This is a genomic window from Actinoallomurus spadix (assembly GCF_024055725.1).
Lineage (GTDB): Bacteria > Actinomycetota > Actinomycetes > Streptosporangiales > Streptosporangiaceae > Actinoallomurus > Actinoallomurus spadix.
This window is the reverse complement of sequence record NZ_JAMXMX010000005.1, coordinates 1-25,307: the sequence shown is the minus strand read 5'-3', so window position 1 is coordinate 25,307 and position 25,307 is coordinate 1. Positions and strand designations below refer to the sequence as shown.

Genomic DNA, 25,307 nt, shown 5'->3' with positions numbered 1-25,307 from the left:
ACGCGGACGGTGCCCTCCCCATCCGGGGAGGGCGCCGTCCGTTCATCCGTGTGCCCGGTCCCGTGGTTCGAGGCGGAAGACCCGGAGCCGCCGCCCGGAGCGCTCGACGTACCGGTCGAAGGTGGGCCAGATCTTCACCAGCCGTGGCCAGACCTCGGCACGTTCCTCTCCTTCGAGGAGCCGCGCGGTGACCGGGATCGTACGGCCCCGGTAGTCGACCTCGGCGGCGGGCTCGTGCATGAGGTTGGCCGTCCACGCGGGATGGTGCTCGCGGCCGAAGTTGCTGCCGACCACGAGGAAGGAACCGTCCGGTTCGGGCAGGCAGGCCAGGGGGGTCCGGCGGGGCAGGCCGCTGCGGTGCCCGACGGCCGTCAGCACGAGGCTGGGGACGATGTACTGCGGGAGGAGAAGGCGGCCGCCGGACAGGCGGTGCAGCACGCGGTCCAGGGGCGGGACCACCTTGGGCCCCACCTTGGCGAACCACGCCGATCCGGCCATCCGCTGGACCGTCGGGGAGATGGCGTCCTTCAACCGGCTCGATGTCATGGCGGGGCCTGCCTCTCTGCGCGCGTCGATCGTGCCAGGGTCTCCTGAGCTCCGGGCCGGGCCCGGCCGCCCGGCTTTCCCGGGCGCGGACCGCCCGGCTCCTTCTCCGGGCACGGGCCGCCCGGCCGTCGCGGGTGCCAGGCGTCCCGCCCGCGCGGGGGAGAGGTGCCCGGCGGCGGCGAGCCAGCGCAGGGCGTCCGTCAGGCTCTCCTCGACCGGCCGGAGCGTGACGCCGAGCGCGTCGATGGCCGGGGCGTCGTCGGAGGGGACGAGCGTCACCATGATCCGCGCGGCGTCCCGGGTCAGTGGGTAGTCGAACCGGCGCACCCGCTTGGCCGCGTCCAGCAGTGACCCGAGAGCGACCATCACGCCTCCCGGGACCGGGACGCGGCGGCAGCGTACGCCGGTGAGGGCGTCGCAGCGGTCGGCCAGCTCGGGCCAGGTCAGGTAGTGACCGCCGAGGAGGTACCGGCGCGGCCCGAGGCCGGGAGTGACCGCGCGGGCCACGGCCTCGCCGAGGTCGCGTACGTCGAGGAGCGACACGCCGCCGCGCGGTGTCGGCCAGACGAGGTTGAGCGCCCCGGCCAGGCCCTCCATCATCGCGTCGAGGTGCGGCTGCCGGGGGCCGATGACGCCGCCGGGGTAGAAGGTGGTGACGGGGGCGCCGGCGGCCTGCAGGCGGCGCACGTAGTGTTCGGCCGCGACTTTCGAGCGGCCGTAGTCCGTGCTGGGGCGGGCGAGGGCGTCGCCGGCCCGGATCACCGGCCCCGCGGGCGGGACGAACACCGCGATCGTGGACAGGTGGATCACCGGGTCGAGCCCGCGGGCGACGGCGCCGCCGACCACGTTGCGGGTGCCGGTGACGTTGACCTCCAGGACGCTCGTCCGCGGGTCGGTGACGCCGAGCGCGGCGGCGGCGTGGACGACGGCGTCGCACCCGTCGAGGGCCTGGGCGACCGCCTCCGCGTCGAGCACGTCTCCGGAATACATCTCCACGGCCGCCGTGTCGACGCCCACGCCGCCGAGGGTCTTCCCCGCGCGGCCGGGATCGCGGGCGAAGACCCGGACGCGGTGACCGGCCCGGAGCAGCGCGGCGACAGCGTAGGAGCCCACGAATCCGGACCCACCGGTGACGAGAACGCGCATGAGGTCAAACTAACGCTTGGTGACCGGATGTGGTGGGCGGGCCACCCGCCCGGCCGGGCGGCCCGGCCTTGTCCGGCCATCCCATGGACGCGCCCCGGAAAGCGGTCTAGCTTGAGGGGCACCACCCTTGAACAATGTCCTGACAACTTCGGCCTGTGATGGAACGTTCCAATAGCTACTGAAGTCCGGGCCGTGAGTGTCCGGGTGAGGATCGCCGACCGGGAGGACTCTATGAGAATCGGGCTCGCGGGGGCCGGCCGCATCGGCGCGCGCCATGCGGAGACCCTTCGCGCACTCCCGTCCGTCGAGGCGTTCGTGGTGGCCGATCCGGACGATGGGCGGGCGCGCCGGATCGCCGAGGAGTTCGGCGGGTCGGCCGCCGACTCGGTCGACGCGCTGTTCGGCGAGCGGCTGGACGGGCTGGTCGTCGCCGCCGCCACGGACGCGCACGCCGAGCTCGTGACCCGCGCCGCGCGGGCCGGGATCCCGACCTTCTGCGAGAAACCGGTCGCTCCGGACAGTGTTGGAACGCTCCAAGTCGTCCGCGAGGTCCAGGCCGCCGCGACCCCCGTCCAGGTCGGCTTCCAGCGCCGCTTCGACGCCGGCCACGTCGCGCTACGGGACGCCGTCGCCACCGGCCGCCTCGGCCGGCTGCACACCGTGCGGTCCTGCACGCTCGACCCCGCGCCGCCGCCCGCCACGTACGTCCGGGTCTCCGGCGGGATCTTCCGCGACTGCGCGGTTCACGACATCGACGCGATCCGGTTCGTGACCGGGCGGCAGGTCGTCGAGGTCATGGCGACCGGGGCCAACAAGGGCGAGGAGTACTTCGCCGCGTGCGGCGACGTCGACACCTGCGCGGCGGTGCTGACCCTCGACGACGGGACCCTCGCCATCATCACCGAGACCCGCTACAACGGCGCCGGATACGACGTGCGCATCGAGGCGTACGGCGCGGAGGACAGCCTCGCGGCCGGGCTCGGCGACGGAACACCGCTCACGCCGGTCGACGGGCATGCCGCGGGCGCGACGCCGGGCGCCCGGCCCTGCCAGGGCTTCCTCGAGCGGTTCGGCCCGGCGTACGAGGCCGAGCTGGCGACCTTCCTCCAGGTCGCCGCGGGGCGGGCCGACAGTCCGTGCCCGCCGGAGGAGGCACTCGAGGCGTTCTACGTGGCCGAGGCGTGCGACCGCTCCCGCCGGGAGCGGCGCGCCGTGACGATCGAGGAGGTCCGCCGGTGACGAGTGAGGGAGTCCGCCAGTGACGATCGAGGAGGTCCGCCGGTGAGGATCGCGGGTGCGCCCATCTCCTGGGGCGTGTGCGAGGTACCGGGCTGGGGTCACCAGATGTCCCCGGGCCGGGTGCTGGCCGAGATGCGCGACGCGGGTCTGACCGCGACCGAGTTCGGCCCGGACGGCTTCCTGCCGGCCGACCCGGTCGAGCGCGAGGCGCTGCTGGCCTCGTACGGCCTGACGGCGGTCGGCGGCTTCGTCCCGGTCGTCCTGCACGAGCCGGAGCGCGATCCGATCCCGGAGGTCGAGCGGGCGCTGCGCGGGTTCGGCGGCGCGCCGATGCTCGTGCTGGCGGCCGTCACCGGCCGGGACGGGTACGACGAGCGTCCCGCCCTGTCCGCCGGGAACTGGACGACGCTGCTGGCCAACCTCGACCGGATCGCGGCGTACGCGGCCGGGTCCGGGATCCGCACGGCCCTGCACCCGCACGTCGGCACGATCGTCGAGGGACCCGGCGAGGTGGACCGGGTGCTGAGCGGCTGCGGCGTGCCCCTCTGCCTGGACACCGGGCACCTCCTGATCGGCGGCGCGGATCCGCTCGCGCTGGCGCGGTCGGCCGCGGACCGCGTCGCCCACGTGCACCTCAAGGACGTCGACGCGACCGCCGCCGACCGGGTGCGCGCGGGACGGGTCACGTACACCGAGGCGGTACGCGACGGGTTGTACCGCCCGCTCGGCGCCGGCGACGTCGACACGGCGGGGATCGTCACGGCGCTCGACCAGGCCGGCTACCAGGGCTGGTACGTCCTCGAACAGGACACGATCCTGGCCGCCGACCCGCCGCCCGGCGGCGGTCCCGTCGCCGCGGTGCGGGCGAGCGCGGCCTACCTGAACGGCCTGAGAAGCGTTGCCGACGTGCCGGGACGTTAACCGGCCCGCCGACGGGGAATGATCGCCCCCGTCAGGATGGGCGAGCCACCCCCCGGCCCATGTCCGAGATCGGCCGGCGCGGGGGTTGTGCGGTGTTCACTGGGTTCGTCGGGTCGGGATCTTCGCGTTCAGGCCGCCGAGGTGCGGCCGGTACGAAGGTCCGGTGGCCGGCCGTCGTCGCGGTCGCCGCCGTCGGTTCGGCCGCCGGGTGTTCCGGCGGCTCTCCGCAGAAGCACGGGCCGATGCCCGCCGTGACGGCTCTGAAGCCCGTCGCGGTCCAGGTGCAGGACGCCGCGGCGCGGGTGTGGCCGGAGGCCTCGAAGATCTGGCCCGGCACGGTCCTGAAGGACCGGCGGGTCATCCTCGGGGACGGCTCCCGCGCGCGGATGGTCAGCGTGGACGGCGTGTCGGATCTGAGCCCGGCCGAGCTGCGCAAGCACAAGATCGACATCCCGAGCGGCGGATCCTCCTACGCCCTCTGGGACGGGCACCCGGCCGTCATCCTGAACGTCGCCGACCAGTCCTTCCGGACGGACGCGGCGGCGTCGGGGATGCCGCTGGCCGCCACGCTGTTCGCCGCCGCGACCGACGAGCTCTTCCACGCCACGCAGCAGAAGTGGCAGGCTTGGAAAAAGAGCCGCGGGGAACTGCGCGGCACGGACTTCCCGCTCGCCGTCACGCCCCGGCTGTACCGTGCGATGGTCTACAACGACCTGGTGGCCGCCTACACCGCTCCCCAGCAGCGGAACCAGCGGCTGGCCGGCGCGGCCTACTGGTGGTCGCGGTGGCAGAAGGAGTTCCCCGGCGAGGTGAAGCGGGCCGCGACCTCCGACATCGGCGACGGCGCGGCCGGCTACTTCGGCGCGGTCGCCATGGCCATGGCGATGGGCGCCAAGCGCGGCGACCTCGCGGCGATCCGCAAGAACACGCAGCTGCGGCCCCTGGACGGGACGCTCGACCCCGGGCAGATCACCCTGGACGGGGAGAGCACGGAGCTGGGCGGTGTCGCCGGGCTCCTCCTCGACGAGACCCGCAAGGACTGGAAACGGCAGGTCACCCAGGGCCGCCGGACGCCCGTGGACCTGCTGCTGACGGGCGTGACCCCGGTCGCCGAGCCAGCGTCGGACACGCTGCGGCAGGCCATCCAGAACATCCTCAGCAAGCTGAACACCGACCTGATCCCGCAGGTGAACCCGCTCGTCTCCGCGTACCGGAACACCGCGAACGCGCTGGTGCTCGTTCCGATGAACACGGCGGAGGGCGACCTGGACGCGGGCGGCTACTACGTCTCCCGCGACGTCCCGTACGAGATCCTCGCCCGGCTCAGCGGCACGTTCCGGCTGGCGGGCGGGACGCTGCAGGCCAAGGAGGCGTCCGTGTTCGCGGGAACGATCGGCGGCCGCTCGTACCTGATCATTCCGCTCGGCGACGAGAAGACGAAGGGCCGGGCGTCGTCGAATCGCGTGGAGTTCGGCGGCGGGACCCTGACCGGCTCCTTCCCGGTGTCGCCGCGTCACGCGGACGGCCGCGAGCAACTCGTCGCCCGCAGACCGGCGTGCGGTCAGCGGGCCGGTGAGGCGGAGCCCGGGGTTGGCGCGCCGATCGTACGGGCGCGGATGTGGCCGATGCCCGACCGTGTGGCCAGCACGACGAGCCGGTCCCCGGGGATCAGCAGGTAACCGTCCTGGAGGTTCCAGTCGAAGCGGGGGCGGCCGCGGCGGCCGAGCGCCAGCACGCGGGCCTCGCCGGGCAGGTTCGCCTCCCGCAGCGGCCGGCCGTCGAGCTCGGAGCCCTCGCCGATCGGCATGTCGGCGATCAGCATGACGCTACGGCCGACCGGGATCGTCCCGATGACCTGGCGTTCCATCATGGCGGCGGCGAACGCCGGGGCCGCGAGGAAGGACACGCTGCGCGACACCGGGATCTTGAAATTGCGGTGCACGCGCGCCGCCAGATCGTCGTCGAACAACCGGAGCACGACGCGGACGTTGTCGCGCAGGGCCCGCGCGTTCAGCCCGGCCTCCAGGTTGGTGATGTCGTCGCTCGTGACGGTGACGACGGAGCGGCAGGTGCCGACCCACGCCGTGCGCAGGGTCTCGCTGCGGGTCGCGTCGCCGATCACGATCGGCAGCCCGAGGCGGCGGGCCAGCGGCACGCCGACGGCGTCCTCGTTCGCCTCGACGCAGACGACGGGTACGCCCAGGTCGTGCAGCTGCGACACGACGCGGAGGCCCACCTCGCCGAGGCCGACGACCACGACGTGTCCGCTGATCGGATCGCGCAGCCGCTCGAGCGGCCCCGCCAGGCGGGCCCGGACGACCGCGTCGACGGCGGCGGCGGTGATCGCGGGCACCAGCGCGAGACTGCTGAGCGTAATGAACACCTGCGTCACCTTGGCCGCTCCGCTGAGGTCCGTGTCGGGGTTGGCGGCACCGGCGACGTCGAGGAGGACGAGGTACAGCGCGTAGGTGAACCCGTGCCCGTCGCTGATGCTCAGCGCGGCGCTGCCCACGAAGATCAGTACCAGCAGGGCCAGCGCCACCTGGAGCAGCCGCCTGCTGAGCAGCAGCCGCAGGCTGCGGGTGAACCCGGACACCGGGCGGCTCGTCACCGGAGGGCCGGCGAGCGAGGTGGGCGACCTGCCGTCGGCGACCGCGAGCACCAGGTTCGCCCGGTCCTGGTCCACCGGCAGCAGCCGCGGCCTGCCGTCCGGCCTGCGGGTGTCCGCGAGCGCGCAGATGACGTTCCGGACGCGGTCGCTGCGGTGGGCGACGTACAGGGTGCGGCCCGCGACGCGCACGTGGCTGGGCGGCAGGTCACCGAGGGCGGCGGCCACGAAGGACGGCGCGGCCACCGCGCCGTCGGACAGGACGGCGCAGTCCTTGAAGAGCGTGCGGATGCGGTTGCCCAGGGTGGTGTTCGACATCCGGATGACCAGCCGGATGTCGGGATTGAGCTCCTGGGCCCGCAGGGCGGCGTGGATGTTGCCGACCTCGCTGTTGCTCACGAGGGCCACCGCGAGCGCCGACTCGACGTGCACGGCGCGGAACGTCTCGTCGTTCAGGTCCGCCGCCTCATGCACCCGGACGCGGGGCAACTCGCTGATCTGCGGCCCGTGGTTGCGCCTCTTGGCGGGCACGATGACGGTGACGTCCTGCAGGTAACGCGTTGACAGCTCGTCGGCCAGCCGGAAGGCGAGCGGCGTGTCGCCGCAGATGATCAGGCGCCCGCGGACGGGGCTCCTGAGGCGGGGGACGACGGTCGGCACGGCGTGATCTTAACCGCCGCCGCTCCGACGCTGTGTGTCCGGACGCACGCAGCGGGGATCCGATGACGGACGGGCTTGCCGCCGTGGAGGGGAGTCTCCGTCGCCCCAAGCGAGCGCTTGGCGAGCACCGAACGGCGCGCTATTCGATGACGTGCTGGAGGCCGAGCTCCTTTCTCCGGCGGGGTCGGTCAAAGGTGGTGGTGGGCGGAGCAAACAATGATGCGGGGAGATGTGTCAAGGACCCGCTGCGCACCGTGAGAACGCGACGGGGGCCGCGCGCAGCCCATCTGGTGTTATCCGCGCGGGACACCTCCGGACGGGGAAGGGCCGCGCTGAAAGTTTTCATTGAGATCCGCGCCAGGGAGGACTGTCGAAACCTTTCGGTGGCGTAGTCACCCATGGGAATAGCCGAGTGGCGGTGGCCGGCCGCGACGATTGCCCGAAATCTTTTCGAAAGTCTTGACATGTTTTCTGGGTGTTACTCACACTGAGCCCCGAGGCGGTCGGGCCTGCCGCGCGTGGCACGGCCGGCCGACCGGCGACGCCTTGGTGGTGGGCGTTCCCGATGAAGGGACGCGGCGTCGATTCTGCGGGATGTCCCGTGTTCTCCGACCTTTTCCCTGCTTCAGTTATGGAGGCTCAGGAGTGAGCACCAGAGAAACACCCTCGCCCGGAAGCCGGCGGCCCGTCCGCCGCTTGCGCCGGGCCCTGGGCGCCCTCGCCCTCGGTGTCGCCGCGACGACGGCCGTCGCCCTGGCGGTGGCGATGCCGTCGAACGCCGCCGCGAGTACGCTCGGCGCGGCCGCCGCGCAGAGCGGGCGGTACTTCGGCACCGCCATCGCCGCCGGCAGGCTCGGCGACTCGGCGTACACCACGATCGCGGGCCGCGAGTTCAACATGGTGACGCCCGAGAACGAGATGAAGATCGACGCCACCGAGCCGCAGCAGGGCCGATTCAACTTCAGCGCCGGCGACCAGGTCTACAACTGGGCGGTGCAGCACGGGATGCGGGTCCGTGGCCACACCCTGGCCTGGTACGCCCAGCAGCCCGGCTGGATGCAGAGCCTCAGCGGCAGCGCGCTGCGCCAGGCGATGATCAACCACATCAACGGCGTGATGGCCCATTACAAAGGCAAGCTCGCCTACTGGGACGTGGTGAACGAGGCCTTCGCCGACGGCGGCTCCGGCGGCCGGCGCGACTCCAACCTGCAGCGGACCGGCAACGACTGGATCGAGGTCGCCTTCCGCACCGCACGGGCGGCCGACCCGGACGTCAAGCTCTGCTACAACGACTACAACATCGAGGACTGGAGCGCCGCCAAGACCCAGGGCGTCTACAACATGGTCAGGGACTTCAAGTCCCGCGGCGTCCCGATCGACTGCGTCGGCTTCCAGTCCCACTTCAACAGCGGCGACCCGTACAAGAGCAACTTCCGTACCACGCTGCAGAGCTTCGCAGCCCTGGGCGTCGACGTGGCCATCACCGAACTGGACGTCCAGGGCGCCTCGGCCACGACCTACGCCAACATCACCAACGACTGCCTGGCCGTCTCGCGCTGCGTCGGCATGACGGTCTGGGGCGTACGGGACAGCGACTCCTGGCGGTCCGGCGACACCCCGCTCCTGTTCGACGGAAACGGCAACAAGAAAGCCGCCTACAACTCCGTCCTCAACGCCCTGAACGCCGGGTCCTCCTCCACTCCGACCGATTCTCCGACCGTCACGCCGCCCGGCGGCGGCGGACTGGTCAAGGGCGTCGCCTCCGGCCGCTGTCTGGACGTGCCCAACGCGAGCACGACCGATGGCGTCCAGGTGCAGCTGTGGGACTGCAACGGCAACAGCAACCAGCAGTGGACCTACACATCCGCCAGTGAGTTGAGGGTCTACGGCGACAAGTGCCTGGACGCCGCCGGCACCGGCAACGGCGTCAAGGTACAGATCTACTCATGCCACGGCGGTGACAACCAGAAGTGGCGCGTCAACTCCGACGGGTCCATTGTCGGCGTCCAGTCCGGATTGTGCCTGGACGCCGCCGGCCAGGGCACCGGCAACGGCACCCAGATTCAGCTGTACTCCTGCTGGGGCGGCGCCAACCAGAAGTGGACCGTGGACAGCGGCTCCGGTTCGTAGTGACGTACCGGTGGTGCGCTGACCGCGCCACCTGCTCTCCTTCCTGACGAGGAAGGCCTCCGGCGCGGGAGATCCCCGCGCCGGAGGTCGTCAGCCCAGGGGTTCCAGTGCGACGGCCTCTTTGAGGAAGACGATGCCGTCGATCCGATCGAGCCCGGCCGGGTCCAGGGGGAAGTAGGCGAAGTCGCGGGAGACGCGCGGGGCGGCCTGCGTGACGGCCTCGGCCAGGCGGCGGGCGTCGATGAGGGAACGGTCCCAGGGGAGCGTGGACAGGATGCCCTCGACGGTGTCCGGGGGCGGGGCTTCGTCGCCGGCCGTGCCGAGGGCCGAGGCCAGGAAGGCGTACCGGTCGCCCAGGGAGGTCGCGGCGATCGCTCCCGCGCTCCACCACTCCAGCCGCTGGTCGCCGAACGGCATGACGCTCTTGCTCCGCTGCAGGTGCAGGTTACCGGCGAAGACCAGGGCCGGGCCGTGCTCGGCGACGGCACGCAGGTTGGCGGCCATCATCCCGGCCCGCAGGGCCGAGAGCCGGGCCCACCGCGCCGGAGACGCGTCGGCCATCCAGTGGTGGTAGCGGAGCAGGCCGGTCGCGGTGCGCGCGTGAAGCGCCGCCCGCTCCCTGTCCGCCGCGCTCAGCCGCGGCAGCTGCGTGTCGAGCAGCCCCACGAGATCGTCGGCGATCAGCCGCAGCCGCCGGGCGTCGGCGGACCGGCCGATCGACTGGGACGGATCCATCGCCGTGGCCTCGTTCGACCACCGGTCGTCCGGGCCCAGCAGCGCGTCGAGGGTCTCCCGGGTGCAGGGGAGTGGACCGTCGAGGAGGGCGTGCAGGGCGGTGAGCGACTGGCGCGGGCTCTCCGCCCAGTACTCCAGAGGACCGTCGAACCCGAAGAACCGCAGCTTCTCGTCGTGCTCCTCGTTGTACGCGCGCATCCAGCGCACGAGTTCGCGGTTGGCCGGTGAGGTGCCGAAACGGTGGCTGAAGCCGCGTTCCATGACGTCGTCGAGCGTGCCCGCGCCCGTCCTGATGTGGTCGTCCACCACGAGGCCCCTGAGGCAGCCGCTCTCGATGGCGAACGACCGGTAGCCCTCGTGCTCGACCAGGTGCCGGAAGATCTCGTTGCGCACCTCGCCCAGTTCCCCCACGAAGTGCCTGGCCTCGCCCAGGCCGAGCAGCAGGGGCCGGGCGGGAAGCGACCGGAGGAACGCCGAGACGCCGGCGCCGTCGAGCGGCCGGGCCGTGTCGTTGATGTCCATGCCATGAACGCTATCGTTGAACCCTCGGTGTGAACTTCGCGAGAAAAAGACCACTTCGAGCGTGAGGAACCCTCAAACGGTGATGCACCCATGAGGCCGGTGGACCTGGCGCGCGAGCACGGTCTGTCCACCCAGGCGGTCCGGAACTACGAGGACGGCGGCATCCTGCCCGCCACGGAACGCACCGTTCACGGCTACCGCACCTACACGCCGCTGCACGCGCAGGCCCTGCGCGCGTTCCTCGCCCTCGTGCCCGGGCATGGTCACCGGACGGCCACGTCGATCATGCAGGCGGTCAACCGTGGTGCCGTCGAGGACGCGCTGCGGCTCATCGACGAGAGCCACGGCCAGCTCCTCGACGACCGCCGCACCCTTCAGGCCGTCGAAGCGGCGCTCCGCGACCTGGCGCCGGTGCCGCAGGAACGCGGCGACACGTTCATCGGCCCCCTGGCCAGGCGGCTCGGCCTGCGCCCCGCCACCCTGCGCAAATGGGAGCACGCCGGGCTGGTCCGGCCGCGCCGCGATCCGCAGACGGGCTACCGGGTCTACAGCGCGGCCGACGTACGGGACGTCCGGCTGGCCCACCAGCTCAGGCGGGGCGGCTACCTGCTGGAGCAGATCGCCCCGCTGATCGCTCAGGTCCGTTCGGCGGGAGGCGTCGCCCCGCTGGAGTCGACCCTGCGCGACTGGCAGGGCCGCCTGTCCGCCCGGGGCCGCGCCATGCTCACGGGCGCCGCCGAGCTGGACGCGTACCTCCGCGCCCGGGAGACGGAGTGCGAACAGCCGGCGTGCTGAGCGCCGGCGCGCCTGGACCTCAGGCGGCGGGCGTGAAGCGGGCGGCGATGCGGTCGAGGGCGCGGGCGATGGCGACGGTCTCGTCGAGGGGCATGACGGCCGACTCGGTGCGGCCGTCGGCGAAGCAGCGGGCGACCTCCTCGGCCTGGTAGGTGTAGCCGTGGCCGGGCAGGCCGGCGGTGAACGTCTCCGGCTCGGCGCCCTTGCGGTGCAGGGTCATGGCCGACGGCCGCCAGGCCGGTGAGGCCACCTCGACGCGGCCGGTGGTGCCGACGATGGTCGCGGTCTGCGGCGAGTCGCCGAGCAGGCCGCAGTGCAGCAGCGCCACCGCGCCCGAGGAGTAGCCGAGCAGGATGCCGGTGTTGGCGTCGACGCCGGTGGGCGCGCTGCTCGCGAACGCCTGGACGCTGTCGGGCTCGCCGAGCAGCATCCACGCGAAGGACAGCGGGTAGATGCCGAGGTCGAGCAGCGCGCCGCCGGCGAGTTCGGGCGCCCAGAGTCGGTGCTCCGGGTCGTAGTCGGCGGCGAAGGAGAAGTCGGCGTAGACCGCCGTGACGTCGCCGATCGCGCCGTCAGCGATCAGCTCGCGCAGCCGGGTGACGATCGGGTTGAAGCGCGTCCACATCGCCTCCATGGCGAACAGGCCACGCTCTCGGGCGAGGGCGACCAGCGCCTCGGCGTCCGCCGCGCTCGTCGTGAACGGCTTCTCGACCAGGACGCCGCGGCCGGCCTCGAGGCAGACGCGGGCGGCGTCGTAGTGCCCGCTGTGCGGCGTCGCGACGTACACGACGTCGACCTGGTCGTCGGCCGCGAGCTCGGCGTAGGACCCGTACGCGCTGCCGATGCCGTACCGGTCGGCGAACGCCTGGGCGGTGTGCGGGGCCCGGGACCCCACGGCCGCCACCTTGTGGCCGAGCAGGAGCAGATCCTCGGTGAACGTACGCGCGATGCCCCCGGTCCCGAGGATTCCCCACCGAATCGTCATGGCCGGGATCGTACGGGGCCGGGGCCGGCGGGTGGAACCCCGGCCCCGGCCCTTCGCAGGTCAGCCCATGCGGCCCGGATCGCCCGCACCGCCTTGGGACCCGCTGCGGCGAGGGCGCTGACCAGCCGGGAGATCGTCGGATCGGACGCCACCGGCCCGAAGATCTCCGGGGATGAGCGCAGCACCGCGACATCGGCCAGGCAGTCGCCGCCCAGGGCGAGCATCACCGCCAGATTGGTGAGGATCTTTCCCGGGTCATGCAGCGCCCGCGGCAACCGCCAAGCCTTCAGCTCTTCCGACAGGCCCTTGCCCATGCCGGAGACCCGCAGCGTCTCGATCAGCATCAGGCCACCGGCCTGACAGACCAACCCCTTACCGTCCCCAGAGACCACGATCTTGGGACGGCGACCCGTGGACGGCACTCGAAAGTGCCTTTCGAACTGGCGCGGACAGGACCCTCAGCACGTCCGATCCTCCCAGGTCAGGAGCGCTTTTCTCATGTGCACGATCGGATCACGCATAACCCGCGTGAAAGCGCGAGGTCAGGTCTTGACTACTGGTCCAATCCGTGGATCCGCTGCCGCTGAGCCACGCCGCGTACTTGCTCACCTGTCGAATTTTCGGCCATCCCATTGACTTTTATCGGTCGCGCCGCCACTCTGATCCGCACAACGCTCGACCAGGAGGCGCCATGGCGGACGAGACCGCTGCAGTGGGGAGCAGCCCGAGACCGACCGAGCAGATCCCGACAGACCACAGCACGTTCTCGCCCGGCCTGTTCGATGTCACGCCGACCGGACGCACGACCCTGCCGATGGAGAGCACCGTCGGTTCGTCTGGAGCGCATCGCGGCTCTCCTGACAGTCGCACGGAAAACAGCGACCAAGCGGTCATCGTAAGGAATGCTTATACCGACTCCCTCAGGCTTGCTGAGCTGCTGACTTTGCGACGACCCCGCTCCGTAGTCGGCGATCTCCGGCCTGTTCTCCGGGACTGTGACCCGCGTCAGGCCGACTGGGCTGATGCGCAGACACGACTGCGCCGTGCCAACGGCGTGGTAGGTCTCCTGTGCCAGCACGTCCAGGTACTGGACCACCTGCACCGCGAGGACTTCTTGGCCTTCAGGGATCGACTGGGGACGGCCAGCACGGCGGGGTCGACCTATTTCGGAGAGCTATCCGCGTCTCCTGTTACCCACGAAGCGTCCTGCTGAGGGCGAAGATTCCATGATCGGCGTTAGCCCTGAGTTCGTGGCCGCGTGCGAACGCGCGCGTGCCGCCGCGGAGAGATCCGGCCGGCCGGTTATCGTCAGCTGGGGTACACCCGTGCCGGCGGCATCTGGCCCTGCCCTGCTGGCGAGCGCATCCCGCGGGACGTACCCCGCCTTCGTCTGGGAGTCGGCGTGGACCGGTCGGTCGATCTACGCCAGCGGATCCGCGCTCAACCTGGTCGGGTGGGGTCCGAATCGGTTCGCTGCGATCTCCCATACCTGGCGGCAGCAGGCGCGCGCCGCCATCACCGTCGCGGCGGCGCAGCCCTGCCTGGTCGGGAGGTTCTCGTTTTTCTCTTCGTCGACCGGCGCGGCGTCGGATCGCCCCGACGGCCTGATGTGGCTGCCAGCCGCTCAGGTCACCCTGCGTGACGGCGGCGAGCCGGTGCTCACACTCAACGCCTGGATCACGCCCGACGCCATCCCCGAGCAGGCGGCCCGACCCGCGGCATGGCACGCCCGACGCCTGCTAGAACCCGCACCCCGGGTAAGCGAAGCCGAGATCGCTGCGACGATCCTGTTCGAGCAGCCGTCCCCAGAGGGCTGGCGAGACCTCGTAGACGAGGCGGTGACCGCAATGGCCGCCGCGGAGTTCGAAAAGGTCGTGCTCGCCCGCCAGACACTGGTGCTCACCCACAGTAGGGACCCGGCGGCCGAGCTGCTCGCCAGGTTGGCACGGTCGACCGCCGGTGGCACTTTGATTGGAGTGGGACGCGACGGGGAGTGGCTCGTCGCTGCTACCCCTGAGTGCCTGGTCCGGCTGACCGATGGCCAGGTCCATACCCACAGCCTGGCCGGCACCGTACCGCGTGATCTCGATTCCGGCCACGATGCCACGCTGACCGCGCGCCTGCAGTCAGACCCTAAGCTCAGTCGCGAGCAGGCTATCGTCACCAGCTTCATCACCAACGCGCTGCGTGCGGCTTGCGACGACATCCGCGCAGACGCTGCGCGGCAGGTGGTGCGACTCGCCACTGTCCAGCATCTGGAAACCAGCATCCAGGCGACCGTGCGCGACCGCGACGAGACGTCGGTCCTGGACCTGGCGGGTCTGCTGCACCCCACACCGGCGGTCGGTGGGTACCCACGCGATGCCGCACTGCGCTGGATCGAGCGTCGCGAGCCGGGTCATCGTGGCTGGTACGCCGCTCCTGTCGGCTGGACCGACCTTAGCGGCGATGGCGAGATGGCGGTGGCGATCCGCTCCGCCTCCATCACGGGCAATCGCGCCACCGTGTACGCCGGCGCGGGACTGGTCGCCGGCTCGCGAGCGGCCGAGGAGTACGAGGAGACCAGGTGGAAGATGCGTCCCATGCTCGCCGCCCTTGGCGTGCCGGACATGGATCGGGCAGGCGCTACGGTGCCCACTTTGGAAGTGCGATGAGATGAGCAAACTCGACAAGAACACCCGCCAGATTTCCGCGATGTTCGACAAGGTCTCCACTGGCTACGACAGGACACGTGCGGTCATCTGGCTCGGCCAGGCCCCCCGGTGGACCAGGATCGCCACCGCCACGCTCGGCCTCAAGCCGGCTGACCTCGTCCTCGACGTCGCAGCCGGTACCGGCACATCGGCCCGAGCACTGTGCCAGTCCGGCGCCCGGGCCGTCGGCTGCGACATCTCCACCGGCATGCTGGCGATCGGCCAGCGCCGCGCGCCGACTGCGCGGTTCGTCGCCGGCGACGCGCTTCGCCTGCCGATCGCGACCGGGACGTTCGACGCGGTCTCGATCTTCTTCGGCCTGCGGAACGTCAACGATGTGCCGCAGGCCCTGCGCGAGATGTGGCGCGTTACCAAGCCTGGTGGACGGCTCATGGTCTGCGAGTACGCCCCCCCGACCGACACCCCGTTCGGCCACCTGCACGCCGCCTACCTACGCCGCGTCATGCCGAACCTGGCTCGCCTGGTCGGCACCAGCCCCAGCGCCTACCGCTACCTCGCCCAGTCGATCATGTCGTGGCCCACCCAGGCCGAACTGGCGGACATCATCGGCGCGGCCGGTTGGCGGTCGACCAGTTGGCTCAACCTCACCGGCGGCTTCGTCGCCGTCCACCAAGCGACTAAGGCCGACTAGTTGAATGCCGCCACAGCGGCGGCGAAACAGCCAACCAGAAAGGTAACGTGAGACACCAGCATGCTCGAGCAACTCGACCAGCCCGCCTGGGCGCACACGCCAGGGGCATCCGGCCCGGCTTCCCAGATACCCGACCTGCTGGGTCGGCTGGCGCGGGCTGACAAGACCGGCAGCGTCGCGATAATCCATGCCATCCTCGACCACATCTGGGTTGACGGCGAGGTTTTCCCTGCCACAGTCACCACGATTCCGTTCCTTCGTGAGCTTCTCGGGTTGCCGCCGAACTGGCTGCACCCGAAGTTGCTGTTGATCCTCGGCGTCCTCGCGGAGGGCCACGCCAAGGACGTCGCCACGACGGAAGCAGTCCGGGCAGCGGTGGGAGACTCCGTCGACCCCTACCTCGCACTCGCCCCAGCAGCCCAGGACGACTGGCCCGCGCTGGCGCTGTCGCTCGGCTACCTGCTCGCCCACTTCCCGGCGCACCGCGCCCGGATCGAGGCGGCCCTGGACGGTACAAGCCTGCGTAGCGCGGACCGCGCCCGTATCACCCGGTGCCTTACCATCCCGGATTTCTCCGTCCCCGCCACGATGGCGGCCGTCTCCCGGTCCTGGCCGTCGCCGGAGATCTGGGCGGGACGGCCCGGGGAGGATGAGATCGACCGGGAGTGGAAGGAGTCCTTTGGCATCGGCCCGGAACAGGCCGCCCGAATCTGGGATCTGGAGACCGAATCCATCCTGACCTATCTCGGTGCGCACGCCGAGTACGCAGTTTTTGAGGAGTCCGGCGTTGAGTAACCCGCTGACCGCCAGCCCCGTCCCTCCGCCCGGTGTCCTTGCCTGTCCCGCCTGCGGGGCGATTCTGGATATCGCCCCGGACCTGATCACCTGCCCCGACTGTGGCACGGTCTTCCCCCAACACAGCGGCTTCATCGACCTCGCTTCCGGCCAGCGGCTGTCCTCCACCACCGGCCTCGGCCCGCTGTTGCTCTCCCACCCCCTTCAGGTCGCCCGGTACGAGGACCTGACCAGGGTCGCCTTCCTCGAGGTCGCCGCGGCCAACTGGGCACCCGCCCTTACCCCCACGGACGAGTTCAGGTACCTGCGCGAGCACGCTTCCGCGGCGTCCGGGCCGATCCTCGACATCGCCTGCGGCGCCGGCCGTTGGACAAAGGCGCTGGCGGACAAGTTCGGCGAGTCGCGTATCATCGGTCTCGATCTGAGCACGGCTATGCTCGAAGCCGCCCGCCAGACTCTCCCGGAGAGTGTACTGATCCGGGCCAGCGCGCTCTCGCTCCCCTTTGCCGACAGCTCTCTTGGCGCCGCCAACTGCTCGGCCGCTTTTCAGATCATGCCCGACCCCCCGGGGCTGCTGATGGAAGTCGGTCGCTGCCTCCAGCCAGGCGGCACCTTCACCCTCGCCACCCTCACTCGTGCACGGCGGCCGGTGCAGCGCTACTTCCAGCGCCGCCAAGAGGATGCCTTCAGCACCCGGTCATATGACCCGAAGGTGGTTGCCGAGTGGCTGACTGCGGCCGGGCTTAAGATCGTTGATCAGTATGATCCTGCCTGCTTCCTGCTGCTCACCGCTGTCAAGGTGGGCTAGTGTCCTGCGCCAGGAATTCGATCAAGATATGAGGCGAGATGTTCGAGGTATCTCGTCGGCGGTCTTGGCCCAGATGAAGGGCTTGGGATCGGCGTTCCAGGCTTTCGTCCAGGCGCGGATGTCGTTCTCCAGCGCGCGCAGGCTCTTGTGAACCTCGCGCGCTGCTCGCGAACGCCTGCACGCTGTCGGACTCGCCGAGCAGCATCCACGCGAAGGACAGCGGGTAGACGCCGAGGTCGAGGAGTGCGCCGCCGGATGTACGCGTGATGCCCCCGGTCCCGAGGATTCCCCACCGAATCGTCATGGCCGGGATCGTCCGGGGCCGGGGCCGGGGCGTAATCCCGGCCCCGGCTCTTCGCAGGTCAGCCCATGCGGGCGATGGACTTGTACTCCAGGTAGGCGGCCAGGCCCTCGGGGCCGAGCTCGCGGCCGACGCCGCTGCCCTTGTAGCCGCCGAAGGGCGACGACGACTCGATCATGTACATGTTCACGCCGTACGTTCCGGTGCGGACCTGGCGGGCGATCTCCAGCCCGCGGTCGCCGTCGGCGGTCCACACCGTTCCGGCCAGGCCGTACTCGCTGTCGTTGGCGATCCGGACCGCGTCGGCCTCGTCCTCGTACGGGATGACCGACAGGACGGGGCCGAAGATCTCCTCGCGGGCGATGCGCATGTCGTTCGTGACGCCGGCGAAGACGGTGGGCGTGACGTACCAGCCGCGGTCGTACGGTCGGCCGGAGCCGCCGAGCGCGACCTTGGCGCCCTCCTCCTGGCCGATCCGGATGTAGCCCTCGACGCGTTCCTGCTGGCGCTTGGCGACGAGCGGGCCGATCTCGGTGGCGGGGTCGGCGGGATCGCCGATCTTCATGCCGCGCACGGTATCGGCGAGCGCGTCCACGACCTCGTCGTAGCGGTTCCGGGAGGCGAGGACACGGGTCTGGGCGACGCACGCCTGGCCGTTGTTCATCAGCGACGCCATCTTGAGCCAGCCCATCGTCGCGGCGAGATCGGCGTCGTCGAGGATGATGGCCGCGGACTTGCCGCCGAGTTCGAGCGTGCAGCGTTTGAGCTGCTCGCCGCAGATCGCGCCGATCCTCCGGCCGGCCGCCGTGGAGCCGGTGAAGGCGACCTTGTCGACACCGGGGTGACGGACGAGGTGCTCGCCGGTCTCCCGCCCGGCGGCGACGATGCTGACGACGCCCTCGGGCACGCCGGCCTCGGTGAGCAGGTCGGCGAGGACGTATCCGTCCAGCGGCGTCTCGGGCGCCGGCTTGATCACGATGGTGCAGCCGGCGATCAGTGCCGGGGCGAGCTTGAGCGCGATGATGAACTGCGGGACGTTCCAGGGGACGATCGCGGCGACGACGCCGACCGGCTCGCGGCGGACCGTGACCGGCCCCATGAGCCCGGGGCGCTCCTCCTCCCAGGCGAAGTCCCGGCCGAGTTCGGCGAAGTAGCCGTACACCGCCTGGGCCTGCCCGGTCTGGCCGAGCTGGGAGAACGAGATCGGGCAGCCCATCTCGGCGGTGATCAGCTCGGCCAGGTCGCCGAGGCGCCCGGCGTACAGCTCGGCCAGGCGGGCGACGACCGCGGCGCGTTCGGCGGGCGCCATGCGCGGCCAGGGGCCATGGTCGAACGCCTCCCGCGCCGCCGCGACGGCGCGGTCCATGTCCTCCGGGACCGCCTCGGGCACCCGCCCGATGATCTCTTCGGTGTGCGGGGAGACGACGTCGATGGTGCCCGAGCCGGCGGGCGCGGCCCACTCACCGCCGATGTAGAGCCGATCGTGTTCACGCATGCCGTACCTCCGGAGGCGGGAGGAGCTTTGACCGAGTGCTTGCTTGGTATCTTCTCCGTCCCCTCCCTCCCTGTCCAGGGTGGCACGGATCACGGCACGTCCCGCCGGGCCAGCGCGATCCCGGCCGCGCCGAGAGGCACGACGGCGTACGCGACCAGCACCGCGACCGCGGCGGCCGGCGGCAACCCCTTCCCGTAGATCGAGTTCTGCCCGCCGGAGCCGGCGATCTCCTCGACGAGCGCCGCCGGCAGCAGCGAACCGAGACGGTCCCCCCACGGCTCCGGGACAAGCTGCACGAGCACCGGCACGATGTGCCACAGGCCGGCGACGACGACGATGGCCCCGGCGGTCGAGCGGAGCAGGGTCCCCAGGCTGAGCCCGAGCAGCGCGAACACCATCACGACCACCCCCGCCGTCACGATCCTGCCGACGTGCGGCTCCTGCCCGTGGATGGGGCGGTCCCCGACGATCAGCCGGGCCGCCGCGAGCACCGTGAAGCCGGTGACCTCCCCGGCGGCCAGCGCCACCACGGCGACCACACCGGCCTTGGCGGCCAGGACCGTGCGCCGCCGGGGCAGCACGGTGAGGGTCGCCCGGATCATTCCGCTGGAGTACTCGGACGTGATCGCCAGCACGCCGAGGACCCCCATGACGAGGTAGTCCACCCAGCACGCCAGTTCGGGCAGCGAGGACAGTTCCATCGAGGACCGCCGCGCGGGCGGCAGCCCGTCCCACAGGTGCGCCGCGTACCACGCCAGGACCGCCATGAGAGCGATGAAGAGCGCGACCACGCCGAGGCAGTACCCGGTGGACCGTGCCGTACGGAGCTTCAGCCACTCGGCCGCGAGCGCGTCGGTCATCGGGCCGCTCCGTACTCCAGGCTGCCGGCGGTCAGCGCGAGGTACGCCTCCTCGAGTGAGGCCGTGCGCGGGGTGACCTCGTGCACGGGGATGGCGTGCCGGGCGGCCAGATCCCCGATCCGGACGGGATCCAGGCCCTTCACCGAGAGCGCGCCGTCGGTCTCGACGAGGACGGACGCCCCGGCGGCCTCAAGGGCGCGGGCCAGCTCGGGACCGCGGCCGGTGCGTACGAGCACGCCGCGCTGGAAGCGCTCCGCCAGCTCCCGCACCGTCGTATCGGCGATCAGTCGGCCCCGCCCGATGATGACGAGACGGTCGGCGGTGAGCTCCATCTCGCTCATCAGGTGACTGGAGACCAGCACCGTGCGGCCTTCCCCCGCGAGCGCGCGCAACAGCTCACGGATCCAGCGGACGCCCTCCGGGTCGAGCCCGTTGACCGGTTCGTCGAGCATGAGTACGCCCGGGTCGCCGAGGAGCGCCGCCGCGATGCCCAGCCGCTGCCGCATGCCGAGGGAGAATCCGCTGATCCGCTTGCGGCCGACGCCGGCCAGGCCGACCTGCTCCAGGACCGCGGCGACCCGGGCCGGACCGATCCGGTTGGTCCGGGCCAGGCAGCGCAGGTGGTCGAAGGCGGTGCGCCCGCCGTACGCGGCGTTCGCGTCGAGCAGCGCCCCGACCTCGTGCATCGGGAAGCGCAGGTCCGCGTACCGGCGGCCGGTCACGAGGGCGGCGCCGGACGTGGGGGCGGCCAGCCCCAGCAGGACGCGCATCGTGGTGGACTTGCCCGCCCCGTTGGGGCCGAGGAAACCGGTCACGTGCCCCGGCCGGACCTGGAAGGACAGCCGGTCGACGGCGAGCCCGTCGCCGTACCGTTTGGTCAGTTTGGTCACTTCGATCACGGTCCCGACGCTGCCGTACGGCGGGCCGCCGGCGCTTCGGAGCGGCGGCCCGATTCCGGCCTCCGCCCGGGCGCGGATGACCGTCACCGCCGGGACGCGGGATCCGACCAGGGGAGGAGCGACCCGGGGCGGAGGCGGCGGCGGGCGGGGGCCGGTACGGTTCGGGCCGTGCGCGACCTCGATCCACCGCCGGTCTTCCCGCGCCGGCTGAGCCGCGGCCGGCTGATCGCCCTCGACGCCGTGGCCGCCGCCGGATCGGCGCTCGTCCTGCTCGCCGTCGCGCTGACCCGGCCGGTGGGCCTGCCGGTGTGGACGGCCTGCCTGCTCGCCGCGGCCATCGGCCTGCCGGTCGCCGTACGACGCCTGTGGCCGCTGCTCGTCTTCGGTGTCGTGTTCACGGCGACCCTGCCGGCGCTGTACTGCGGGATGGGATGGGCCGCCCTGTTCGTCGCGGCGTTCGCGCTGTACATGGTCGCGCTGACCGAGCCCCGGCATCCGCGGGAGCCCACGCTCGTCATCGCGGGGATCAGTGCGGTCGGCGTGCTCGTGGGCACGATGGCGGGCCCCAGTGAGGGCAGCGGCGTCGCGGACCTGATCATCGTCGGCCCGCCGGTGCTGGGCGGGGCATGGACGATCGGCCGCGCCGTGCGGGAACGCCGCGCGTACGCCGAACGCTCGGCCCGCCAGCTCGCCGACCACGCGGTGACCGAGGAGCGGCTGCGGATCGCGCGCGAACTCCACGACGTCGTGTCGCACACCCTCAGCCTGATCGGGGTCAAGGCCGGCGTCGCCGGGTACGTCCTTGAATCGCGCTCCGCCGGGGGACCGGATCCCGGCGGCGAGGTACGCGACGCCCTGCGGGTCATCGAGACGACGAGCCGGGAGGCGCTCGTCGAGATGCGCCACATGCTCGGCATGCTCCGCTCGGACGACGCGTCCCCCGACCTGCGGCCGGCGCCCGATCTGGCCGGGCTGCCCGAGCTGCGCGACCGGGCGGCGGCGGCCGGCGTCCGCGTCGACCTGACCGTCGACGGCGCGGACGGGCTGCCCGACGGGCTGGGCCGCTCGGTGTACCGGATCGTGCAGGAGGCGGTCACGAACGTCGTCCGGCACGCCGCTCCGGCGCACTGCCGGGTCGTCGTGGCGGGCGACGCGGACGAGGTGTGCATCCGGGTCACCGACAACGGCCCTGGCGGCCGGGTCCTCCCGGGGGCGCCCGGGCACGGCATCATCGGGATGCGCGAACGCGCCCTCATGCACGGCGGCACGCTGACCGCCGGGCCGCGCCCTGAGGGCGGGTTCGAGGTGTCCGCCCGCCTGCCCCGTCACGCCCCGGAGGATCCATGACCGAGCGAAGCGAGGGAATCAGGGAGCACAGCACCTTGGTCACGGGGCCGACGAAGTCCATGACCGCACCCGTACGCGTCCTGGTCGCCGACGACCAGGCGCTGCTGCGCGGCAGCTTCCGCGTCCTCGTCGACACGGCTCCGGACCTGCTCACGCTCGGCGAGGCGGGCACCGGAACGGAGGCCGTCGAACTCGCCGTCCGCGAGCGCCCGGACGTGGTGCTGATGGACGTCCGCATGCCGGAGATGGACGGCATCGAGGCGACCCGGCGCATCTGCGGCCCGGACGGGCCGCCCGGCGTCCGGGTGCTGATCCTCACGACGTTCGACCTGGACGAGTACGTGCACGCCGCGCTGCGCGCGGGGGCCAGCGGGTTCCTGCTGAAGAACACCCCGCCCGCCGACCTGCTCGCCGGGATCCGCGTCATCGCCTCCGGCGAGGCGCTGCTCGCGCCGGCCGTGACCCGGCGGCTGATCGCGGAGTTCGCCCGGCGGCCGGCGCCGGCCCGGCAGCCCGCCCGGGAGCTGGAGGGACTGACGGGCCGCGAGCGCGAGGTGCTCACACTGATCGCCCGCGGCCTGGCCAACGGCGAGATCGCCGCGCATCTGCACCTGAGCCCGGCGACCGTGAAGACCCATGTGGGCAATCTCCTCGCCAAGCTCGCCGCCCGCGACCGCGCCCAGCTCGTCATGGTCGCCTACGAGACCGGACTGGTCACCCCGGCGCCGCGCGGCGGCTCTCCGACAGGGCACCCCCGTGACCGTTGAAACAGGTGTGACATGCGATGATAGGGGTATCCCGCTTCCACCAACCATCATCTGTCAGTGGATATCGCCATGCCTAAGTTCCAACGAGTTGTACACCGTTTCGTTCACCGCCGTACCGTCCGGCCCCACCGACTCGTGGAGAGCTTGGAGCAGTGGGAGAGGCTCGCGACCCCCGAGGAGCGAGCGCGGCTGCTCGCCAAGTCCGACGTGCGGAAAGCTGCCTGACACGGCAGCACCCATCGCAGCGGAGGCCCCCGGCGGATTCCTCGCCGGGGGCCTCGCGCGTGCGAGGGGATGTTCCTCACTTAAGGGACCTCTTGCGGCGTGTGGGGTCCATGTTGTCGGCGGGGCCTGTTAGCTTGCCGGGCATGCCCCGGCTCCTGCACACCTCCGACTGGCACCTCGGCCGGTTCTTCCACCGCGAGGACATGCTCCGCGCGCAGGAGGCGTTCATCGACCACCTCATCGAGACCGTCCGGTCCGAGCGGGTCGACTGCGTGCTGGTGTCGGGCGACCTGTACGACCGGGCGCTGCCGCCCGTCGACGCGGTCGACCTGTGCGGCGAGGCGCTGCGGCGGCTGCTGGCCGAGAAGGTTCGGGTCGTGCTCATCAGCGGCAACCACGACTCCGCGCGGCGCCTCGGCTTCGGCGCCGACCTGATGGACGCCTCCGGCGTGCACCTGCGGACCGACCCGGATGGGGTGGGCCGGCCGGTGCTGCTCGACGACGGCACCGCGATCTACGGCATCCCCTACCTCGAGCCCGAGGTCGTCCGCGGCGGATGGGAGCTGGCCGAGCGCGGGCACACCGCCGCGCTCACCGAGGCGATGCGCCGGATCCGCGCCGACGCGGCGGGGCGCGGCGGCCGGTCGGTGGTCCTGGCGCACGCGTTCGTCACCGGGGGAGAGGCGAGCGACAGCGAGCGCGACATCGCGATCGGTGGGGTGGCGAGCGTCCCGGTGAGCGTCTTCGACGGCGTGGACTACGCCGCCCTCGGCCACCTGCACCGCTCGCAGACCCTGTCCGGCGCCGTGCGCTACTCCGGCTCCCCGCTGGCCTACTCCTTCTCGGAGGAGGACCACACCAAGGGCAGCTGGCTGGTCGACCTCGGCGAGACCGTGCGCGCCGAGTTCGTCGAGGCGCCGGTGCCCCGCCGGATCAAGCGGCTCAAGGGCCGCATCGACGACCTGCTCACCGCCGAGCGGTGGGCCGCGTACGAGGACCACTGGCTACAGGTCACGCTCACCGACGCGCAGCACCCCGTCGCCGCGATGGACCGGCTGCGGCGGCGGTTCCCGCACGTGCTGGCGCTGGCGTTCGAACCGGAGCGCACCGCGGACACCGGCGGGCGGTCCTGGGCGGAGCGCGTCAAGGGCCGCTCCGACACCGAAATCGCCTGCGACTTCGTCACCGAGGTGCGCGGCGCGGCGCCGGACGAGGCCGAGCGCGCCCTGCTGCACGAGGCGTTCGAGCACTACCGGCGCGAGGAGGCGGCCCGGTGAGACACCACCGGCGCGCCCGACAGCGCGAGAAGGCGAGCTCGGTGAGACTCAACCGGCGCGCCCGACCGCGTGAGAAGGGGGTCCGGTGAGGCTCCATCACCTCACGATCACCGCGTTCGGGCCGTTCGCCGGCACCGAGCGGATCGACTTCGACGCGCTGTCCGACGCGGGCCTGTTCCTCATCAACGGCCCGACCGGCGCCGGGAAGACCAGCGTCCTCGACGCGGTGTGCTTCGCGCTGTACGGGCGGGTACCGAGCGTACGCAACGACGCGAAGAACCTCCGCAGTCACCACGCGCCTCCGGACCGCTCGCCCGAGGTCGTCGTGGAGGTGACGATCCGCGGCCGCCGGTTCCGGATCACGCGGTCGCCCCGGTGGGACCGGCCGAAGCTGCGCGGCACCGGCACCACCGAGGAGAAGGCCAAGGTCCTGCTCCAGGAGCGGCGCGCCGGTGAGTGGACGGGCCTGTCGACCCGCTTCGACGAGGCGGGGCAGCTGATCGGGGATCTGCTCGGCATGTCCGCCGAGCAGTTCTGCCAGGTGGTGCTGCTGCCGCAGGGCGACTTTGCGGCCTTCCTGCGCGCCGACGCGGAGAAGCGCCGCACGGTGCTCGAGCGGCTCTTCGCCACCGAGATCTTCACCGGGGTCGAGACGTGGCTGCGCGAGAAGCGCCAGGAGACCGGGCGTGCGGCCGAGGCCCTGCGCGCTGCCGCCGCGTCCACCGCGGACCGCGCGGCCGAGGCGGCCGGCGCCGGGCGGCCCGACCTCGACCCGGGCGCGCTCGCCGCGTGGGCGGCCGAGCTCGCGGCCCACATGGACGACGTACGCGCGGCCGCCGAGGACCGGGTCGCGGCCGACGCGGGTGTCCTGTCGGCGGCACGGGCCGCCGCGGAGCGGGGC

General features: G+C 71.8%; 23 protein-coding genes. 14 read left to right on the top strand and 9 right to left on the bottom strand.

The genetic code is table 11. The features are described from left to right. Window positions 1–42: 42 nt before the first annotated feature. Window positions 43–1,692 carry a nitroreductase family deazaflavin-dependent oxidoreductase gene (locus tag NE235_RS07940; RefSeq protein ID WP_252800315.1) on the bottom strand — a complete coding sequence of 550 codons (1,650 nt, stop codon included), beginning with the start codon at window positions 1,690–1,692 and terminating at the stop codon, window positions 43–45. 231 nt (window positions 1,693–1,923) lie between these two features. Between NE235_RS07940 and NE235_RS07935 the strand changes: the two genes are divergently transcribed. From NE235_RS07935 to NE235_RS07925, 3 genes are all read left to right on the top strand, one after another. Then, window positions 1,924–2,931: a Gfo/Idh/MocA family protein gene (locus NE235_RS07935; protein WP_252800314.1), complete on the top strand. Its 1,008-nt coding sequence runs from the start codon at window positions 1,924–1,926 to the stop codon at window positions 2,929–2,931. 42 nt (window positions 2,932–2,973) lie between these two features. Further along, on the top strand, window positions 2,974–3,852 hold the full coding sequence (locus tag NE235_RS07930) for a TIM barrel protein (protein ID WP_252800313.1): 879 nt from the start codon (window positions 2,974–2,976) through the stop codon (window positions 3,850–3,852). A gap of 251 nt (window positions 3,853–4,103) precedes the next feature. Next, entirely contained in the window at window positions 4,104–5,531 is a 1,428-nt protein-coding gene (locus NE235_RS07925; RefSeq protein ID WP_252800312.1) for a hypothetical protein, read from the top strand. On the opposite strand, the gene NE235_RS07920 is transcribed toward NE235_RS07925, so the two are convergent. After that, window positions 5,414–7,120 carry an NAD-binding protein gene (locus tag NE235_RS07920; RefSeq protein WP_252800311.1) on the bottom strand — a complete coding sequence of 569 codons (1,707 nt, stop codon included), beginning with the start codon at window positions 7,118–7,120 and terminating at the stop codon, window positions 5,414–5,416. The genes NE235_RS07925 and NE235_RS07920 overlap by 118 nt on opposite strands. Window positions 7,121–7,765: 645 nt before the next feature. Between NE235_RS07920 and NE235_RS07915 the strand changes: the two genes are divergently transcribed. Next, entirely contained in the window at window positions 7,766–9,250 is a 1,485-nt protein-coding gene (locus NE235_RS07915; protein WP_252800310.1) for an endo-1,4-beta-xylanase, read from the top strand. 90 nt (window positions 9,251–9,340) lie between these two features. Here the strand turns inward: NE235_RS07915 and NE235_RS07910 are convergent, their stop codons facing one another. Continuing rightward, a complete protein-coding gene (locus NE235_RS07910; RefSeq protein WP_252800309.1) occupies window positions 9,341–10,507 on the bottom strand; it encodes an erythromycin esterase family protein in 1,167 nt (388 codons plus the stop codon). 90 nt (window positions 10,508–10,597) lie between these two features. On the opposite strand from NE235_RS07910, the gene NE235_RS07905 reads away from it, so the two are divergent. Further along, window positions 10,598–11,302: a TioE family transcriptional regulator gene (locus NE235_RS07905; protein WP_252800308.1), complete on the top strand. Its 705-nt coding sequence runs from the start codon at window positions 10,598–10,600 to the stop codon at window positions 11,300–11,302. A 19-nt stretch (window positions 11,303–11,321) separates the two neighbouring features. Here the strand turns inward: NE235_RS07905 and NE235_RS07900 are convergent, their stop codons facing one another. Both NE235_RS07900 and NE235_RS37230 read right to left on the bottom strand, forming a co-directional pair. After that, the gene (locus tag NE235_RS07900) at window positions 11,322–12,287 is read right to left on the bottom strand and encodes a Gfo/Idh/MocA family protein (RefSeq protein WP_252800307.1); all 966 of its coding nucleotides are present in this window, start codon (window positions 12,285–12,287) and stop codon (window positions 11,322–11,324) included. Further along, on the bottom strand, window positions 12,284–12,709 hold the full coding sequence (locus NE235_RS37230) for a transposase (protein WP_308206041.1): 426 nt from the start codon (window positions 12,707–12,709) through the stop codon (window positions 12,284–12,286). Before NE235_RS37230 ends, NE235_RS07900 begins: the two co-directional genes overlap by 4 nt. A 269-nt stretch (window positions 12,710–12,978) precedes the next feature. Here NE235_RS37230 and NE235_RS07890 point away from each other — a divergent pair, with 269 nt between their 5' ends. Genes NE235_RS07890 through NE235_RS07870 form a run of 5 tightly spaced genes read left to right on the top strand, consistent with a single transcriptional unit; the run spans window position 12,979 to window position 17,235 of the window. Continuing rightward, a complete protein-coding gene (locus NE235_RS07890) occupies window positions 12,979–13,500 on the top strand; it encodes a hypothetical protein (RefSeq protein ID WP_252800306.1) in 522 nt (173 codons plus the stop codon). A gap of 13 nt (window positions 13,501–13,513) precedes the next feature. Continuing rightward, window positions 13,514–14,941, top strand: a complete 1,428-nt coding sequence (locus NE235_RS07885; RefSeq protein ID WP_252800305.1) for an isochorismate synthase — start codon at window positions 13,514–13,516, stop codon at window positions 14,939–14,941. Window position 14,942: 1 nt separating this feature from the next. Then, complete coding sequence (locus NE235_RS07880; protein WP_252800304.1) at window positions 14,943–15,632, top strand: ubiquinone/menaquinone biosynthesis methyltransferase; 690 nt, start codon at window positions 14,943–14,945, stop codon at window positions 15,630–15,632. Window positions 15,633–15,692: 60 nt separating this feature from the next. Next, window positions 15,693–16,427 carry a hypothetical protein gene (locus NE235_RS07875; protein ID WP_252800303.1) on the top strand — a complete coding sequence of 245 codons (735 nt, stop codon included), beginning with the start codon at window positions 15,693–15,695 and terminating at the stop codon, window positions 16,425–16,427. After that, the gene (locus NE235_RS07870) at window positions 16,420–17,235 is read left to right on the top strand and encodes a methyltransferase domain-containing protein (protein ID WP_252800302.1); all 816 of its coding nucleotides are present in this window, start codon (window positions 16,420–16,422) and stop codon (window positions 17,233–17,235) included. The genes NE235_RS07875 and NE235_RS07870 overlap by 8 nt, the downstream gene beginning before the upstream one ends. Here NE235_RS07870 and NE235_RS07865 read toward each other — a convergent pair. The 4 genes from NE235_RS07865 to NE235_RS07850 all read right to left on the bottom strand — a co-directional run bounded on the left by NE235_RS07865 (window position 17,222) and on the right by NE235_RS07850 (window position 20,790). Further along, complete coding sequence (locus NE235_RS07865) at window positions 17,222–17,539, bottom strand: Gfo/Idh/MocA family protein (protein ID WP_252800301.1); 318 nt, start codon at window positions 17,537–17,539, stop codon at window positions 17,222–17,224. The genes NE235_RS07870 and NE235_RS07865 overlap by 14 nt on opposite strands. A gap of 58 nt (window positions 17,540–17,597) precedes the next feature. Then, the gene (locus tag NE235_RS07860; protein WP_252800300.1) at window positions 17,598–19,031 is read right to left on the bottom strand and encodes an aldehyde dehydrogenase; all 1,434 of its coding nucleotides are present in this window, start codon (window positions 19,029–19,031) and stop codon (window positions 17,598–17,600) included. Between the two features lie 89 nt (window positions 19,032–19,120). Beyond that, window positions 19,121–19,891: an ABC transporter permease gene (locus NE235_RS07855; protein ID WP_252800299.1), complete on the bottom strand. Its 771-nt coding sequence runs from the start codon at window positions 19,889–19,891 to the stop codon at window positions 19,121–19,123. Beyond that, on the bottom strand, window positions 19,888–20,790 hold the full coding sequence (locus NE235_RS07850; protein WP_252800298.1) for an ABC transporter ATP-binding protein: 903 nt from the start codon (window positions 20,788–20,790) through the stop codon (window positions 19,888–19,890). Before NE235_RS07850 ends, NE235_RS07855 begins: the two co-directional genes overlap by 4 nt. A 168-nt stretch (window positions 20,791–20,958) precedes the next feature. On the opposite strand from NE235_RS07850, the gene NE235_RS07845 reads away from it, so the two are divergent. From NE235_RS07845 to NE235_RS07830, 4 genes are all read left to right on the top strand, one after another. After that, on the top strand, window positions 20,959–22,137 hold the full coding sequence (locus NE235_RS07845; protein ID WP_252800297.1) for a sensor histidine kinase: 1,179 nt from the start codon (window positions 20,959–20,961) through the stop codon (window positions 22,135–22,137). A 59-nt stretch (window positions 22,138–22,196) separates the two neighbouring features. Beyond that, window positions 22,197–22,904, top strand: coding sequence for a response regulator (locus NE235_RS07840; protein WP_252800860.1), 708 nt, complete (start codon window positions 22,197–22,199; stop codon window positions 22,902–22,904). A 368-nt stretch (window positions 22,905–23,272) separates the two neighbouring features. Then, on the top strand, window positions 23,273–24,406 hold the full coding sequence (locus NE235_RS07835; RefSeq protein ID WP_252800296.1) for an exonuclease SbcCD subunit D: 1,134 nt from the start codon (window positions 23,273–23,275) through the stop codon (window positions 24,404–24,406). A gap of 85 nt (window positions 24,407–24,491) precedes the next feature. Continuing rightward, window positions 24,492–25,307, top strand: an 816-nt coding sequence (locus NE235_RS07830) for an AAA family ATPase (RefSeq protein ID WP_252800295.1), incomplete at its 3' end; no start/stop codon positions are given.